General features: G+C 39.3%; 18 protein-coding genes. 15 read left to right on the forward strand and 3 right to left on the reverse strand.

All coding sequences use genetic code 11. The annotated features are described in order from the left end of the window. The 4 genes from LMB57_RS09840 to LMB57_RS07350 all read left to right on the forward strand — a co-directional run. The coding region (locus tag LMB57_RS09840) for a mucin-binding protein (RefSeq protein ID WP_267493888.1) at nucleotides 1–1367 on the forward strand (1367 nt) is incomplete at its 5' end. 282 nt (nucleotides 1368–1649) lie between these two features. Further along, nucleotides 1650–2831: a PTS sugar transporter subunit IIC gene (locus LMB57_RS07340; RefSeq protein WP_229272513.1), complete on the forward strand. Its 1182-nt coding sequence runs from the start codon at nucleotides 1650–1652 to the stop codon at nucleotides 2829–2831. Between the two features lie 254 nt (nucleotides 2832–3085). After that, nucleotides 3086–3643 carry an elongation factor P gene (gene efp / locus LMB57_RS07345; protein WP_229272512.1) on the forward strand — a complete coding sequence of 186 codons (558 nt, stop codon included), beginning with the start codon at nucleotides 3086–3088 and terminating at the stop codon, nucleotides 3641–3643. Between the two features lie 207 nt (nucleotides 3644–3850). Next, on the forward strand, nucleotides 3851–4903 hold the full coding sequence (locus LMB57_RS07350) for a hypothetical protein (protein WP_229272511.1): 1053 nt from the start codon (nucleotides 3851–3853) through the stop codon (nucleotides 4901–4903). A gap of 51 nt (nucleotides 4904–4954) precedes the next feature. On the opposite strand, the gene LMB57_RS07355 is transcribed toward LMB57_RS07350, so the two are convergent. From LMB57_RS07355 to LMB57_RS07365, 3 genes are all read right to left on the reverse strand, one after another. Next, nucleotides 4955–5227 (reverse strand): hypothetical protein, encoded by a 273-nt coding sequence (locus tag LMB57_RS07355; protein WP_229272510.1) that lies wholly within the window; start codon nucleotides 5225–5227, stop codon nucleotides 4955–4957. Nucleotides 5228–5555: 328 nt separating this feature from the next. After that, complete coding sequence (manA, locus tag LMB57_RS07360) at nucleotides 5556–6521, reverse strand: mannose-6-phosphate isomerase, class I (protein ID WP_229272509.1); 966 nt, start codon at nucleotides 6519–6521, stop codon at nucleotides 5556–5558. A 138-nt stretch (nucleotides 6522–6659) separates the two neighbouring features. Beyond that, nucleotides 6660–7190, reverse strand: a complete 531-nt coding sequence (locus LMB57_RS07365) for a GNAT family N-acetyltransferase (RefSeq protein ID WP_003671533.1) — start codon at nucleotides 7188–7190, stop codon at nucleotides 6660–6662. A gap of 113 nt (nucleotides 7191–7303) precedes the next feature. Between LMB57_RS07365 and LMB57_RS07370 the strand changes: the two genes are divergently transcribed. The 11 genes from LMB57_RS07370 (at nucleotide 7304) to LMB57_RS07420 (ending at nucleotide 16140) form a co-directional block, all read left to right on the forward strand. Beyond that, complete coding sequence (locus LMB57_RS07370; protein ID WP_229272508.1) at nucleotides 7304–8317, forward strand: hypothetical protein; 1014 nt, start codon at nucleotides 7304–7306, stop codon at nucleotides 8315–8317. Between the two features lie 164 nt (nucleotides 8318–8481). After that, the gene (locus tag LMB57_RS07375; protein ID WP_229272507.1) at nucleotides 8482–8877 is read left to right on the forward strand and encodes a hypothetical protein; all 396 of its coding nucleotides are present in this window, start codon (nucleotides 8482–8484) and stop codon (nucleotides 8875–8877) included. Between the two features lie 295 nt (nucleotides 8878–9172). Further along, nucleotides 9173–10351: an ammonium transporter gene (locus tag LMB57_RS07380; protein ID WP_229272537.1), complete on the forward strand. Its 1179-nt coding sequence runs from the start codon at nucleotides 9173–9175 to the stop codon at nucleotides 10349–10351. 42 nt (nucleotides 10352–10393) lie between these two features. Further along, nucleotides 10394–10912, forward strand: a complete 519-nt coding sequence (locus LMB57_RS07385) for an AmiS/UreI family transporter (RefSeq protein WP_229272506.1) — start codon at nucleotides 10394–10396, stop codon at nucleotides 10910–10912. A gap of 30 nt (nucleotides 10913–10942) precedes the next feature. After that, on the forward strand, nucleotides 10943–11245 hold the full coding sequence (locus tag LMB57_RS07390) for an urease subunit gamma (protein ID WP_035155979.1): 303 nt from the start codon (nucleotides 10943–10945) through the stop codon (nucleotides 11243–11245). Between the two features lie 30 nt (nucleotides 11246–11275). After that, entirely contained in the window at nucleotides 11276–11650 is a 375-nt protein-coding gene (locus tag LMB57_RS07395) for an urease subunit beta (protein WP_035155977.1), read from the forward strand. A 15-nt stretch (nucleotides 11651–11665) separates the two neighbouring features. After that, complete coding sequence (gene ureC / locus LMB57_RS07400; RefSeq protein WP_229272505.1) at nucleotides 11666–13387, forward strand: urease subunit alpha; 1722 nt, start codon at nucleotides 11666–11668, stop codon at nucleotides 13385–13387. Nucleotides 13388–13469: 82 nt separating this feature from the next. Then, a complete protein-coding gene (locus tag LMB57_RS07405) occupies nucleotides 13470–13919 on the forward strand; it encodes an urease accessory protein UreE (protein ID WP_035154122.1) in 450 nt (149 codons plus the stop codon). 13 nt (nucleotides 13920–13932) lie between these two features. After that, on the forward strand, nucleotides 13933–14643 hold the full coding sequence (locus tag LMB57_RS07410) for an urease accessory protein UreF (protein ID WP_229272504.1): 711 nt from the start codon (nucleotides 13933–13935) through the stop codon (nucleotides 14641–14643). Nucleotides 14644–14669: 26 nt separating this feature from the next. Beyond that, nucleotides 14670–15296 (forward strand): urease accessory protein UreG, encoded by a 627-nt coding sequence (gene ureG / locus LMB57_RS07415; protein WP_003664735.1) that lies wholly within the window; start codon nucleotides 14670–14672, stop codon nucleotides 15294–15296. Continuing rightward, the gene (locus tag LMB57_RS07420) at nucleotides 15286–16140 is read left to right on the forward strand and encodes an urease accessory protein UreD (protein WP_229272503.1); all 855 of its coding nucleotides are present in this window, start codon (nucleotides 15286–15288) and stop codon (nucleotides 16138–16140) included. The genes ureG and LMB57_RS07420 overlap by 11 nt, the downstream gene beginning before the upstream one ends. Nucleotides 16141–16154: the final 14 nt, after the last annotated feature.

Genomic DNA, 16154 nt, shown 5'->3' on the forward strand with positions numbered 1-16154 from the left:
CAAGTGTCACGATGGAAGATCAAGAAGCTACAGTTACTTATGTACCAAATGGAAAGATTATTCCAGTTGATCCAACTGGTAACCCAATTCCAGATGTTCCAACCCCACAATACCCAACCGATCCAACTGACCCAACTAAGGTAACGCCAGATGAACCAGTACCAACTATTCCAGGCTACAAGCCAGAAGTACCAACGGTAACCCCAACTGATCCAGGTGTTGATACACCCGTTAAGTACACGCCAGATACGGTAAATCCAAAGCCAGCGGTTGATCAAATTGCGATTGTTAACTACGTTGACCAAGATAACAACAACGTTCAAATCGCAACTTCTGGTGACTTAACTGGTAAGGCAGGCAGTGTAATTAACTACAGTACGGCTGATCAAATCAAGCAACTGGAAGCACAAGGTTATGTGCTGGTAAGTGATGGGTTCCCAGCAGGCGCAACCTTTGATGATAATGCAGATCAAACTCAAGTCTTCACCGTTGTCTTGAAGCATGGTCATGCTCCAGTAGGACCAAACAATCCACATGAACCTGGTACACCAGTTAACCCGGATGAACCAAACGGTCCAAAGTGGCCTGCTAAGGACACTTACACGAAGGAATACACTTCAACGGTCCACTTCGTGGATAACAACGGTAATAAGATGCGTGATGACGATGTGCAAACTTCAACTTGGACACGGACATTAATCATCGACAAGGTAACTGGGCAAGTTATTAACCCTGAGGAAGGATGGACTGCTGATAAAGGGAGCTATAACGAAGTTAAGGTTCCAGTAATCAATGGCTATGTTGCGGATAAGGCTAATGTTCCGGCTAAGGAAACGGTTCAACAAAACCTTGAAGATACGGTTACTTACACTAAGGTTGGAAACATTGTACCGGTTGATCCAAATGGCAACCCAATTCCAAATGTTCCAGCTGTACCATATACCAATGACCCAACTGACCCAACTAAGGTTGTACCAAATGAACCCGTACCTTCAGTTCCAGGAATGACGCCAAACGTTACTACCGTAACACCAACGCACCCAACTGTTGATACGCCAGTCGTTTACACGACGCCAACACCGGTAACTCCTGAGACGCCAGTAACACCACAACCAGATGAACCGGCAACTCCAGAAACACCAGCTACTCCAGAACCACTTCAACCGGCAACTCCTCAAACTCCTGCTGCACCACAAGCAGATACGCCAGCGCCAATGAAGACTGAGTCAGCTGCACCTGCTAAGCAAGAAGCTAAGAAGTTACCACAAACTGGTAATGAAAATAATTCAGCTGCTGCCCTTGGATTAGCTGCATTAGGCTTAACTGGTTTATTGGCTGCAGGAAAGAAACGGCGTAAAGAAGATTAGTAATTCTTTGAACTGTCAAAGATAAGTTATGCGGAGAGTTGTGGTTAATTTGAAGATGGTTTATTGCAATGACTTAACACATAATGCAATGGATAGTGGCTTAACAGATTCATAGCAACAAACTCGAAGCATAAAGGGATAGCAAGCAGAAATGTTTGTTATCTCTTTTTTAATGAAACTTTAATATATTTTTATGAAAAGGTTTTCTTTTAATGTGATTGAGAATGAAATGTTTATTAAATAAGAGATTTGATTAACATTAAAATATCATTAGAAACATAATTGACTTTTAATCCTGAGTCGATTAAACTAACAACAGTCATTAATCAAAAAATAAATCATAAGGAGGCGTTAATGATGGAAAATCGAGTTAGCAATTCTAAAGCTAATGCAACTTATCAAAATTCATCAAAGGTCAAGGAAGTGGCCTATCGAATTTTTGCGGCGGTGGCTAATGCTATTTTGGTCGTTCTAGGAGGCGGACTATTAACTCAAACAATTGGTAACTTGACTGGTATTCATGTCCTTACCTTAATTGGTGGGGAGGCTCAAGCATTGTTAGCGCCTGCTATTGGGGTTGCGGTTGCTTCGCAGATGAATACAAATACTTTAGTTACCTTTGCATCAATGGTAGCGGCTACCGTTGGCTCAAATGGTGTTCATTTTACTGAGACGGCGGTTAAAGGAATGACTGCAACTGGGCAAGTAACCGCGGCAGCAGCGGGAGCCCCAGTTCTTACTACTGGTCAACCTGTTTCTGCTGTTTTAGCGGCGATTGTTGCTGTTCTTGTCGGTAAGTATTTAACCGGAAAGACACCACTTGATATGGTTCTTGTTCCTTTTGGCGCCTTAGCTGTTGGAATCGGTTTTGGTCTAGTGGTTGCGGCAGTTGTTACACCGGCGCTTCTTGCGGTGTCCGCCTACATTGCGCACACGATGCAAGTTTCACCAGTTTTAGGATCAATGGTAATTTCCGTTGTGTGGGCCCTATTTCTGATGACGCCTGCCTCTTCTGCAGCGTTGGCCGTTGCGTTGATGCTTGATCCAATTTCTTCGGCGGCTGCCTTGATCGGTACTACTGCTCAATTTGTTGGTTTTACTGCGATGTCATTTCGGCAAAATAACCTTGGCGCAAATATTGCCCAAGGGCTTGTTACACCTAAAGTTCAATTCCCCAATCTCCTCATCAATCCTTATCTTTTAGTTCCAACGGTTGTTTCAGCAGCTGTTTGTGCACCAATTGCAACAGTTCTGTTTGACTTCCGTTCAACATCGACATTAGGAGGTTTGGGACTAAACTCCTTGATTGCACCAATTGCTTACTTATCACGTGGCTGGGCTCAGTTCAGCACATACATGGTTTTCGGCGTGGCAGTACCCGCTGTTCTTTCAATTGCTCTTTACCTTGTCCTTAAACGCGCTGGCTTCATCGGTGAAAAGCAGTTGCATCTTGAGCTAGTTTAGAAATACCGATCATAAAAAACTGTTTGGCTATTGAAAATTTGAAATAGGCAGACAGTTTTTTATTGATAAAACATACTAACAACTGCTATTGTTGTGATTAGGGAATGTGATACAATAGACAGTGAATGTAAATTATAGATGGTAACTATCTATGATTAACGGCGCGGAACGAAGCCAAAGATTAAGGCTTGCTTAAAGCAAAGTCCCATTAATCGGTAAAAGAGTTCAGTTTTATATGAAGGAGTTTTTATACTATGATTCAAACAATTGATTTGAAAAAAGGTATGGTTTTTGAACGTGATGGTAAGTTATTAAAGGTTCTTCAAATCAACCACCACAAGCCTGGTAAGGGTAACACTTTAATGCAAATGGACATCCAAGACCTCCGTTCAGGTTCAATTGTCCATACTACGATGCGTCCATCTGAAAAGGTTGAACAAGTTAACGTTGACAAGCGTTCTGCTCAATACCTTTATGATGAAGGTGACTCAGCCGTATTTATGGATCTTGAAAGCTACGAACAATACAGTTTAACCCATGACTTACTTGGTGACGACAAGAACTACCTTGTTGAAAACATGAAGGTTATCTTAAACTTTGTTAACGGCGACATCATTGGGGTTGAATTACCAACCACTGTTGAATTAACTGTTGCTGAAACTGAACCAATGATTAAGGGTGCTACTATCGATGGTGGTGGTAAGCCTGCTACGATGGAAACTGGTTTAGTTGTTAATGTTCCTGCATTTATCAAGAACGGTGACAAGTTAATCATCAACACAACTGATGGTAGCTACAAGTCACGTGCTTAATTAATATGGAAGTGGGAAATAACCCCCTCGACAAGGCGGTGGGCTAAGCTAGGACGGTGATTAGCACGGCACGGGCTGATTATCGTCCGTACTTAGACTCGAGCCTTGTGGTTATTTTCCACGTTATCTTACTATTGTTCATAAAAGCAGTTGAGGCTGGAGAAAACAAAAGTTTTCTCCAGCCTCATTTTTTATAGGAGTATTAATATGAATAAGAAAATAGGATTTTTGATGGTCACGGGGATGAGCTTACTGTTAGCGGGTTGTGGAAATCAGACTAACAATAAAGTGGCTAATTCTTCATCGGCATCAAGCAGTAGTTTATTAGTAGCTAAAAGTAATGTGAAAATTAATAGTGATAACATGAGCCCTCAAGAAGCTGTCAGTTTGATTAGTACGTATTGTGGTCTTCGTTATGGCGGAAGTTGGGCCGCCATGGCAAAAGAAGCTCAAAAAGAGGGATTGCAGGTAAATCTCTATCCGAGTTCGAAATACCGATTGAGTGATGGAGGGCAAGGAGTAGCTTACGATGTGACTGCTGGTGGAAAGTCACAGGGATTGGTTTACACTGTTAATAACGACGATGTAAACATCTACCAAAACGTCAAGGAAAATCAAAAAAGTACCAAACTTGCTACGATCTCAAAGTCAGAAATGGCCAATTATGTTAATCAAGAAGGTCAAGGAAAGCTCGTTAATGACTTAGCGGCTAAGGCACAGGTAGTCGATAAGCGCAGTGGGGATAGCAATTCCTCAGCAAGCACCGGTAATTCTGGCAATGATCATAAGTATGGCTGCATTGGTACTATTGATGTTCCGAGTGAAATGCAGGGAACATGGTATTCGGCAGATAATGACTCTGATTCAACCATGACTTTTGGACCTCATTCTTACACATACAGTTATGATGACGATAGCGGAACTACCCAGCTTTACAAGCAGGATCCTCAATTTGGTGAAGATGAAGATAACTATACTAACGAAGATGTTCAAAAAGCAACCAAGAATTGGGGAAAAGTGAGCTATCTAAATATTGATGGCAAACGGTGGTTGAATGTTCGCGGATGGACCCAAAGTGCTGGCGATGGTGAGTCATATGCGGTGAAGACAGAAACCATTGATGGTAAGCAAGTTAAAGTCTTAGTTGTTGGCGGAGGCGCTGAAAACTGGGTAGATGCTGTTTATTATCAATCAAAGGATATGGCGCAACAGAACGCTGATAAGAAGTTTGACGACCTTCATTACCGAGATGATGATTAAAAAACAAAGCGGATCTCGCACTGGTGTTACCAGGAGACGAGACCCGCTTTGTTATTTATTATCGAAATTAGTTATAACTTGTTCATTCTCTAGTTGTCGTTTTGCTCGTAGATCCACGTATTCCCGTTTCAAAAGCTCAGTGCTAGAGATAATTTTAACGGGAGGGAGCTTCGATTCAAATGGTGCAACCGTAGTATTTACAGGCGCCTCAAGAGTAGCTGCTGATACCCGGTGATTGATTAAGAATAGACCGCACAGCAGAGAAACCACAAGAATAACAAAGCGCTTGCCAATCGGTGAGTTAGTAGTACTTTGAAATTTCATAATAAATCCCTCCTCAAATTAAAAGTTATATTGGGTGATTGCTATATATATTATCGACCTTAAAGATAATAGAGAAGAGAATTACCTTAGTTGCTAACAAATATTAACCACCTTAAATTCTTCTTAACTAAATGAACATAGGAAATTTAAGAATAGTTAATTAATTTCATTCTTTAGCTTAACAAGCCAATGGGGGAGGGCTTCGCTTAAGCTATAGCAGGTATCTTGTGGCTAGAAAAACAATCAGTCGTTTGAGGTTAAATTAATTTTTAAGGCGGAAAAGCCGCATGATATTGTAAAACAAGTAGCTAAAATACTGCACAAATGATTAATTTGTTGGTTCAGAAGCAATGGCTAAAAGCTCACCGTCCATCGTCCAGCTTTTAATGGTTGCAGGGATGATAAAATGTTCGCCTTTGTGAAGTGAATATTGTTGATTATCAACGGTTAAAATACCATTGCCATCAATAATTGAAACCTGAGTATAGGGACCATGCTCGTGGGTCAAGCTAGTTTGATCATGGATCTCCCACTTGTAGACGGTAAAGAATGGTGAGTCAGGTTGAGAAATTAAAGTAGTAATTATTGAATTATCATCATGAACGATGTGGGAGATAATTTGTGGTTCAGTAAATGGCACCGTTGTCACGTCTTTTGCTTGTCTTAAATGAAGCTGGCGTAGCTGACCTGTTTTTTTATCTTGACGATCATAGTCGTAGATTCGATAAGTGGTATCAGAACTTTGCTGGGTTTCTAAGACGATAATTCCTTTATTTAAGGCATGGATAGTTCCGCTTGGCACATAGATAAAGTCCCCCGTTTTTACTGGCTTTTTACTAAAGAGTTTCGACCATTGGTGATTATCGATCATCTTAATAAGTTCATCGCGTGTTTTGGCGGTATGGCCATATGTTAAATAAGCTCCCGGTTCTGCATGAATAACATACCAACACTCTGTTTTGCCTAACTCGTGCTCATGTTCTTCGGCGTAAGCATCGTCGGGATGAACTTGAATTGATAAACTAGCATTAGCATCAAGAATCTTTGTTAATAATGGAAAAACAGAAGAGCATGGATTGCCAAATAACTCAGGATGTTGCTGATAAATTTTTGGCAATAGTTGGCCTTCGTATTGACCATTGGTAATGATATTTGGCCCATGAGGATGTCCAGAAATTGCCCAGCACTCACCAATCGTTCCCTCCGGAATTTGGTAACCGAAGTCAGTTGCAAGGTGTCGACCACCCCAAATTTTTGCATGAAAGACTGGCTTTAAAAATAATGGTTCTACCAATGTTATCACTCCTCTTTATGTATCCGCTTACATAAATTATAACATTTTTGTAAAACTTATTTTCCTGACAATAAAAAAAGGCTGTTGAAAAAGCAAAAAAAGCTTTTTCTCAGCCTCAAACTAATAAAATTGAACTTTTTATTGAATTAACCAACCGAGAGGCCATGAGAACCACTCAAAGGCCTTATCAATCTTTCGTTGGTTGATTTTTTTATTGGTTGCTAAAACTTGGAAAGTGACTTTTTCCTCTTTAAAAAGTTTTGGAGTTGGGAAAAAGCCATTGCGCCGATAAAACTTAAGTCGTCGTAACCGCTGTTGGTTATTTGCTGCCTGGGGATTAGGCTGCTCAACATCAAGGGCAAGCGAATCCTCAGGGTAAAGGCGACGAAGCTCATTAATAATCCGTGTCCCATATCCTTGAGAACGGATTTGATCATTAACTGCGAGATATAAAATATAATGCATACCGTGACTGTGAATAACGTAAGCAAATCCAACAAACTGTTCCTGGTCATAGAAGGCCATAAAGTCAGCGCGTTGATACTTACTCTTGATGAGCAACCACGTCCACGGTTCTCGCTCATATTTCGGAAATGCGCGCATATATAATTGTTTAACTTGTTTATATTCTTTTAAACTCAACCTCACGGGCTGTATGTCTAAATCCAAATAATATCACTCCTTGTAGTTAAATATTTTACCAGAAAAGGACTAAATAGACAATTTGAAATCAAACATTTGTTCTGGTATAGTGATACAATATTTAAGAGAGGAATGAGAGAATGGATAAAATCATTACGTTGACCCATCAACAGCGAGAAGATATTTTACAACAGTTAAGACCAAACCAGGTTCAGGCGTTAAGTGAATTTACCCGTTACGCAATGCTTTCGCGTTTTCATACTCACCATTATCTTAAACAAACTGATTGGGAGTTTCAGGGGATGGTAATTGACCCATGGTATCAGCGACAACATGATCACCCTGGGGATAACCTCTATTGTGATTGTGGACGGCGTTTAAAAAATCAATTTATCTTACGTTCTCGTACAAGTGGGCATCAGCTATTTTTGGGTATCTCTCATTTTCAGCAACATGCAAGTATTCCCCATAAAATTGCTAGAGAGATTCAGGCAGGAATTAATGAAATTAACCTGTATATGGATAGTATTCTGTTGGCTTATCAAGCAGGTCGGCGTTTTCCACAAGAGATATTTCAGTTTGTTGTTGACCAGCAGGGATTTAAGAACCGCGAAGGGACGATCCTTTACCAGCGCTGTAACTTATTTAGTCAGATTGACCTTCCACTCCACCAACGCGATTATCAAGATCTGCAAACCTTATATCATCAATTAAAACAAGGAGTTACCCACCGCCTTACCAAAAAAGAGATTAAACAATTACGAGATGATATTGCAACGGATTGGCGGCAGATTGATCAACAAATTACGATGTTTAATTATTTTCTCCGCCAGCACGGACTCGGGGCTCAGGACCTTCATCGGATTAAGAGTAATTCAGTTAATTATGCCTTACAGCGACGGAAAACACGTTTCTTTATTCATGATTATAAGCAGTTTAAGGATGTAACTTTGACTAAGGCACGCAGTCAACTGGCGATTAAATTACGACAGTTATCATTTTATCTTCAAGTATTCCAGCAAAATGACTTAGCGAAAGTGCAGTGTGAACAGGCGCAACAAATATTGATCGCTCATAAGGTGAGCAGCCCTAAATCACACTTTTTTGGGATAAAAGAGGCACAAATTTTACTAAAGAGTAAATATACATTATAATGATGTTGGTAGCGATTTTTAAAAATAAATTGACATTAAAAATATATTTGTCTTTAAAGCTAATAGTGCGATAAATGAATTCAAGGTTATCTTTTGAAATTGCCTTTTGCTCATGTTATAATTTGTGATGATTATTACAATGTTTTGTACGCAGGAGTTGATTAATGATGAATCAAGAAACTAATCATGGTATTACTTATTCTTTAAGTCTTTTGCGCAATGGTGATTACTCTAAAGCTCTTTTCTGGCTAGGAATAAAACCGTTAGACTTTGATGATTTGCACGAATTATTGACTAATATTTCTGATAATCAATTGATAACAATAATTGAGGAATTACAAACCGAATATTTAATTAGTCCGGTTAAAGAAGCTGGTTGCTTTGTTCTCACGACAGGTGGTCAAGAATTTGCACGTCTTGTTATGTCGTTAGGAGTATGGGGACGTCAGCAAATGGATGAAAATGGTGGTAATGATAGCGTTCAAGTTGTTCTCCCCGATTCTTCTATGGAGCAAAAAGAACTATTAAAGTATCGAAATGTGGTTGAACAGTATATTTAGTTTTACTAAAATTCACATGAATAAAAAATAAATTAAGTTAATTACACTAATAAAACAAAAGCCTATGAGAGCATCAATTCTCGTAGGCTTTTTTTGGTAGTTATATTTTTTATGAAAATAAAACCTTATTTCTTGTAATAATTAATATAAATAGTATTATAGGAGTGAATATTAGTGAAAAGGTTTTAATAATCATTTATAGACTACGTGTTTATTATCAATATTTCATTAATAAATTAATTAGCAGTCAAGGAGGAATTATATTTTGCATATTAATAGTGGTGACACGGCCTTTATGATGCTTTGTACGGCAATGGTTTGTTTGATGACACCAGGCCTCGCCTTCTTTTATGGGGGGTTAGCTCGTAAGCGAAGTGTCTTATATATCATGATGCAATCATTTATTTCAATGGGAATTGTTACACTGATTTGGATTTACGGTGGATTTGGTCTTGCGTTTGGAAAAGATGAAGGGGGAGTTATCGGACGGATTTCTGATTACTTTGCTTTAACTAATGTTGGATTAGTGCCAAATTCAGTTCACGCTGCTTCCATTCCTTTTACTTTATTCTTTCTATTTCAGTTAATGTTTTGTGTAATTACAGTTCCATTAATTAGTGGGGCCTTTGCAGAACGACTGAATATGAAAGGGTATATTCTTCTCGATATTTTCTGGACATACCTTGTTTATATTCCAGTATGTCACTGGGTATGGGGTAATGGTTTCTTAGCAAAGTGGGGCTTTGTTGACTTCGCTGGTGGAACAGTTATTCATACCACTGCTGGTTTTGCTGCATTAGCAAGTATTATTGTGCTTGGTAAACGTAAATTAAAGCATACAGGAATGAAGCCAAGTAATTTGATGGCTGCTGCAATCGGGACAGGACTTCTTTGGTTTGGTTGGTTTGGATTTAATTCAGGAGGAGCCTTAAAAGCAGGTGCTCTCTCTACCAAGGCTTTTGCTAATACTGCAATTGGACTAGCTAGCGGAATGATTGTATGGGTCTTATATGCCAAGTTTGTTCGTGGAAAGGCTAATTTTATTGACGTTTTAACTGGTTCAGTTGCCGGTTTAGCTACCATTACTCCTTGTGCTGGTTATATTAATCCTGCTGCCGCGGTCTTAGTTGGTTTAGCAGCTGGGATTATCTGTAATGTAGCTGTTAGTCTTCAAGAAAAGATTGGCTGGGATGACGCGCTTGGTGTTTGGGGAGTTCATGGTATTGGTGGATTCACCGGAACAATCTTAATTGGTATTTTAGCAGATAAAACTGTTAATGGGGTTGCTGCAAGTGGTCACCAATTCTTGATCCAAGCTGGTGGCGTTATCTTAGTTGCTGCCTACTCGTTTGCAATTACCTTTATTTTACTTAAGGTATTAGGCGTAATTACTAATATTCGTCCTTCTGATGAAATCATTCAAGAAGGTCTTGACCAAACGTTGCTTAATGAAACGACATACGATATTGATTAATGCTTTTTATAACTCGTCTCAACGAAAGGAGGCGAAAATGAATTGTTAGGTTGTATATTGCTTTATGTCGGCATGGTACTGATGAGTAATGGTTTCTATGCCGTTGAAGACATAAAGGATAAATCGATTGTGGTTATGAACTTCTTTACTGGTGGCCTCAGTTTAACGCTAAATATTGTTGCGTTGTCTTGGGGAATTATTAACAATAAACCGGCAAGTTGGTTCTATGCCAGTGCCACTGGGTTGCTATTCGCATTTACTTATCTTTATGTAGCTTTTAACACTCTCTGTGATTTTGACCAACGACTTTATGGTTGGTTTAGTTTGTTTGTTGCGATCAATTCAATTCCAGCTGGGATTCTTTGTTTCCAAAACTATGGTGGAAATTGGATGTATGGAATCATCTGGTGGGCCTGGGGAATTCTCTGGTTAACAGGATTCTTGACCAACAATCTAAAGATGAATCTTGGGAAGTTTCCAGGATATTTAGGAATTATTGAAGGAATTTGTACAGCATGGATTCCAGGATTCTTAATGCTCCTGAACTGCTGGCCTAACTAACTCAATTTAGGCAGAAAGGAAGGATATACAATGAGGCTCACAAAACGTGAACAGGAAAAAATGATGATTAGTTTAGCCGGAATGGTTGCTGAAAAGCGTAAAGACCGTGGCTTAAAGCTAAATGAACCAGAAGCAGTTGCCTTAATCACCAGTCGTTTAATGGAAGGCGCCCGTGATGGTAAGACCGTGGGTGACTTAATGAACGCTGGCGCTACTTGGCTAACAAAGGATGATGTTATGGAAGGTGTTCCAGAAATGATCCCCATGATCCAAGTTGAAGCAACATTCCCTGATGGTACTAAGCTAATTACTGTTACTGACCCAATTCGTTAATTCTTAGCATAGATAAAAGGAGGAAACAAAATGGTTCCTGGAGAATACAAATTACAACCAGATAAAGTTCCATACAATGTTGGTTACGATGACATTTCACTCAAAGTAAAAAACGTTGGTGACCGTCCTGTCCAAGTTGGTTCAGAATATCACTTCTATGAAGCTAATGAAGAAGGGCTACAATTCGACCGTAGTCAAGCCTGGGGTAAGCACCTTGATATTCCAGCTGGTACTGCTATTCGGCTAGAAGCTGGTGAAGAGCGGACCGTTAAGCTAATTGATTTTGGTGGTAAACGCCGTGTATTCGGTTTCAATAACAAGGTCAATGGGTGGCTTGATGTTGATAAGAAAGCCGATACCTTTAATGGATACCCATTTGAAAAGAGTTATCCCGAAGAGAAGTAAAGAGGAGGTAAAGTTATGAGTTTTGATATGGATCACGAGCAGTTTGCCTCATTTTATGGACCAACTACTGGCGATAGTGTACGACTAGGCGACACTGATCTGTTTGCCAAGATTGAAAAAGACCTAACAGTTCATGGTCAAGAAAGCCTTTTTGGTGGTGGAAAAGTCCTTCGTGACGGTATGGGTGTTAGTGCTACTGAAACACGTGCTGAAAATCCAATGGTTGCAGATACAATTATTTCTGATGCAATTATTATCGACTGGACTGGTATTTACAAAGCAGATATCGGTATTCGTGATGGTAAGATCTTAGCCATTGGTAAAGGTGGTAACCCAGACGTCATGGATAATGTTGATTTCATCGTCGGTGCAAGTACTGAAGCCATTTCTGGTGAAGGAATGATTGTTACCGCTGGTGGAATTGACTTACACGTTCACTACATTACACCATCAATTGCCCAAGCTGCTTTGGATAATGGTATTACAACCCTCTTTGGTGGTGGTACTGGTCCTGCAAATGGTACTCGTTCAGCTACTTGTAACCCAGGTGCTTGGTATACTCATCGGATGTTACAAGCGGTTGACAATGCACCTATTAACTATGGATTGATGGCAAAGGGTTCTGGTGATCGTCCAGAACTAATCGGCGAACAAGTTGAAGCTGGTTGTGCTGCTATTAAGACCCACGAAGACTGGGGTGCTACTGCAGCCGGAATTGAAAATTCAATTGCTGCTGCTAACAAGTATGATGTTCAATACGCTGTCCACACTGACTCATTAAACGAAGGTGGATTCGTTGAAAATACTATCAATGCATTCGATGGCAATACAGTTCACACATTCCACACAGAAGGTGCTGGTGGTGGACACGCTCCTGACATTATGGTTGTCTGTGGTCAAGATAATGTTCTTCCATCATCAACTACGCCAACTAACCCATATTGTAAGAACACCCTTGACGAATTGTTCTACATGACAATGGTTTGCCATAACCTTAATCCAAAGATTCCTGATGACGTTGCCTTTGCTGAATCACGGATTCGGAAGCAAACTGAAGCTGCGGAAGACGTTCTCCAAGACATGGGTGCACTTAGCATGATGACTTCTGATGCTCAAGCTATGGGACGTGTTGGTGAAGTTGCAATGCGGACTTGGCAATTAGCAAGCAAGATGAAGAAGGTTCGTGGACCACTAGATGGTGATTCTAAGTATGACGATAACAACCGGATTAAGCGTTACGTTGCTAAATACACAATTAATCCAGCTATCTGTAATGGTATTTCCGATTATGTTGGTTCAATTGAAGTTGGTAAGTATGCCGACTTAAACATTTGGAACCCACAATACTTTGGAACTAAGCCAGATATGGTTATCAAGAACGGAATGATCACATACGGTATTGCCGGTGACCCAAGTTCAAGTCTTCCAACACCTGAACCAGTGCTTGAACGGTTCCTTTATGGTGCTGAAGGTCGAGCTGTTAACCACACATGTGTAACTTATGTATCTCAATATGCTTATGATCATGGTATTAAGGAACAACTTGGTTTAAACAAGATTATCTTACCTGTTCATAATACGCGGAGTCTTACTAAGGCTAACATGAAGCTTAACAACTACACTCCAAAGACAATTGAAATTGATCCGCAAACTTACAAAGTAACGATTGATGGTGAGTTGATAACTTGTGATGCTGCACCAACATTGCCATTAACTCAACGCTACTACCTATATTAATCTAATTTAGATTTATCCAGGGGATTGGGAGCCGTGCCCCAATCTCCTTTTATAAAAATATATAAAAAGAGGTTTTATATTTATGGTTTTAACAGAAGTTTATCGTAACGTAGATGATATTCCTAATATTGGTAGTTATCACATTGAAACTGCAATGGTTAAAAGTGATGATTTGATGAAAAATATTCTCCGGGTAAAGACAGATCATGGTAACGAATACGGCATTCGTCTTGATAATGAAGATCAGATTTTAGAGAATGGTTCTGCCTTTAAGCTTGGCGATAAGCAATTACTTGTATTGAGCGTAATCGCTGATGAAATGATTGAGATAACGCCACGTGATATTAATGAAATGGGACTTGTTGCTCACTTCCTTGGCAATTTACACAAGCCGGTCCAAATTAAGGATGGTAAAATTTCACTTCTCCTAGATAAAGTTGTTATTAAAATGCTTGATAAGCATGACATCAATTATGAATTAAAGAAGGTTCAACTAGACCAACCACTTGAGTACCTTGATTTGACAAAGTAAGTAGGGATAGCTAATGGAAAATGAATTAACAAAGAAACTCAACTATCTTGAAGTTTTTCAAATTTGTGATTCTACCTTCCCAATCGGTACATTTAATCACTCATTCGGAATGGAAAATTATTTACGAACTAATGTAATTAAAAAAGCTCCTGAGTTTCGTATTTGGCTTGAGAACTACTATCGTTCGCAATTTAGATTTGGTGAAGGTTTGCTCGTCAAGCTATGCTATGAAGCAATTGATAAGCATGATTTTGACAAGCTTATTGAATATGATGATCAGATTACGAAATCGACTTTAGCAACTGAAACACGGAACGGGACAAAGCTGATTGCCCACCAAATGATTATTTTAATTGATAAAATTTATGGCGATAAAGTTCCGCACCTAAAGGAATATGCAAAGGCGATTGAAGATGGCAAAGCGTATGGAAACCCTGCAATCGTCTTCTCAATGTTTGCTCATTATAAAGGGGTTCCATTGATGGATGCTTTCTTGATGTATGGATATAGCGTTGCCTCCACATTGGTATTAAACGCAGTTCGTGCGGTACCACTTGGTCAGCGTGAAGGACAGGTTATCTTAAATGACTTAATCAAGCTTTTGAAGCCCCTATATAAGCGTGTAATGAAACTTGATGAATCTTACCTTGGCGCTAATGCTCCTGGTTTAGAGATGGCACAGATTAATCACGAAACACAAGAATCACGATTGTTCATGTCTTAATTATTTTGGAAGGGAAGTTAAAATTTATGAAACGTGCAGTACGAATTGGTGTTGGTGGTCCTGTTGGGTCAGGAAAAACGCAATTAATCGAACGGCTTACCCGGCGGATTCATAATGATTATAATATTGCGGTAATTACTAATGATATTTACACAAAATGGGATGCCGAATATATGGCTAAAAATTCAGTTCTTGATGAAGATCGGATCATTGGGGTTGAAACAGGTGGTTGTCCTCATACTGCCATTCGTGAAGATGCTTCAATGAATATGGCCGCTGTGGAAGAATTAGAACAACGGTTTAATAATGACCTTGACCTAATCTTTATTGAAAGTGGTGGAGATAATTTAGCTGCAACTTTCAGTCCAGAATTAGTTGACTTTTCAATCTACATTATTGATGTAGCTGAAGGTGAAAAGATTCCACGGAAAGCTGGACAGGGAATGATTAAGTCTGACCTCTTCATTATTAATAAGACCGACTTAGCTAAATATGTTGGTGCTGATCTTGACCGAATGAAGAAAGATTCAGAAAAATTCCGGAATGATGGCAACTTCCTCTTTACTAACTTAAAGAAGGATATTGGTCTTGATGGGGTTGTTGACTGGTTGAAGAAAGATGTATTACTTGAGGACTTGGAAGATGAAAAGTAAAGATTATGATGGCATGATCGACCTAGAATTTACTCATACGAAAGGCCGCGACTTTGCTAAGCGTACTTTCCGAAAGGGTAATTCATGGTTATCATTTTGCCAACCCAATAAAGATAACATTCCATATTACTTTCTCATAACAACAGGTGGTGGATATGTTGAGGGTGAAAAATATCATCACCAAATTACATTAGATGATAATAGTCACGCTATTGTAACTACCCAATCACCAACTTATGTTTATAAGTGTGAAAATCATCAAACGACAACTCAAGAGGATGATTTTCATCTTGGCAAAAATGCGATCTTAGAATTTTACCAAGATGAGACAATTCCTTATAAAGATGCATGCTATCATCAAAAAACAACAATCGAGATGGAGAAGGGTGCTAAGTTGATTTTAACTGATGGCCTTTCCAAGGGATGGTCACCAGATGGAGCACCTTTCCAATATGATGAAGTAGGTTTACAAACCAAAATTAACTACGATGGTCAGTTGGTTTATAACGATTATTTGTTGGTTGATCCAGAATCTGATCCAATGCAGGAAATTGGTTATTTTGAAGGTAAATTAAACTTCAATTCGGTTGTCATTATTGATGAAAATATTAGTCAAAAGACAGTTGAAGAATTGCGGAAGTATTTGGAACAGTTCGAGGTTAATATTCACTACGGCATTTCTCTACTTGAAAAAGATGGAATGGTGCTGCGGTTATTGAGTGATAGTGCTTTTGAAAATCACAAATTAATGTGGCGCTTCATCAGTTACTATCGTGAAAAGATTCTTCACTTCTCTGAACTCAACTTACGGAAGAGTGAACACCTTGAACGCGAACAAGCTTAAAGCAGGTAAATAAG

The organism is Limosilactobacillus secundus (assembly GCF_020784695.1).
GTDB lineage: Bacteria > Bacillota > Bacilli > Lactobacillales > Lactobacillaceae > Limosilactobacillus > Limosilactobacillus reuteri_F.

Coding starts and splice junctions, on each gene's coding strand:
- LMB57_RS07390 (WP_035155979.1), top strand. CDS start 10,943: ATGAGGCTCACAAAACGTGAACAGGAAAAAATGATGATTAGTTTAGCC.
- LMB57_RS07405 (WP_035154122.1), top strand. CDS start 13,470: ATGGTTTTAACAGAAGTTTATCGTAACGTAGATGATATTCCTAATATT.
- LMB57_RS07355 (WP_229272510.1), bottom strand. CDS start 5,227: ATGAAATTTCAAAGTACTACTAACTCACCGATTGGCAAGCGCTTTGTT.
- LMB57_RS07375 (WP_229272507.1), top strand. CDS start 8,482: ATGATGAATCAAGAAACTAATCATGGTATTACTTATTCTTTAAGTCTT.
- LMB57_RS07380 (WP_229272537.1), top strand. CDS start 9,173: ATGATGCTTTGTACGGCAATGGTTTGTTTGATGACACCAGGCCTCGCC.
- LMB57_RS07410 (WP_229272504.1), top strand. CDS start 13,933: ATGGAAAATGAATTAACAAAGAAACTCAACTATCTTGAAGTTTTTCAA.
- LMB57_RS07350 (WP_229272511.1), top strand. CDS start 3,851: ATGAATAAGAAAATAGGATTTTTGATGGTCACGGGGATGAGCTTACTG.
- ureC (WP_229272505.1), top strand. CDS start 11,666: ATGAGTTTTGATATGGATCACGAGCAGTTTGCCTCATTTTATGGACCA.
- efp (WP_229272512.1), top strand. CDS start 3,086: ATGATTCAAACAATTGATTTGAAAAAAGGTATGGTTTTTGAACGTGAT.
- LMB57_RS07420 (WP_229272503.1), top strand. CDS start 15,286: ATGAAAAGTAAAGATTATGATGGCATGATCGACCTAGAATTTACTCAT.
- LMB57_RS07370 (WP_229272508.1), top strand. CDS start 7,304: ATGGATAAAATCATTACGTTGACCCATCAACAGCGAGAAGATATTTTA.
- ureG (WP_003664735.1), top strand. CDS start 14,670: ATGAAACGTGCAGTACGAATTGGTGTTGGTGGTCCTGTTGGGTCAGGA.
- LMB57_RS07395 (WP_035155977.1), top strand. CDS start 11,276: ATGGTTCCTGGAGAATACAAATTACAACCAGATAAAGTTCCATACAAT.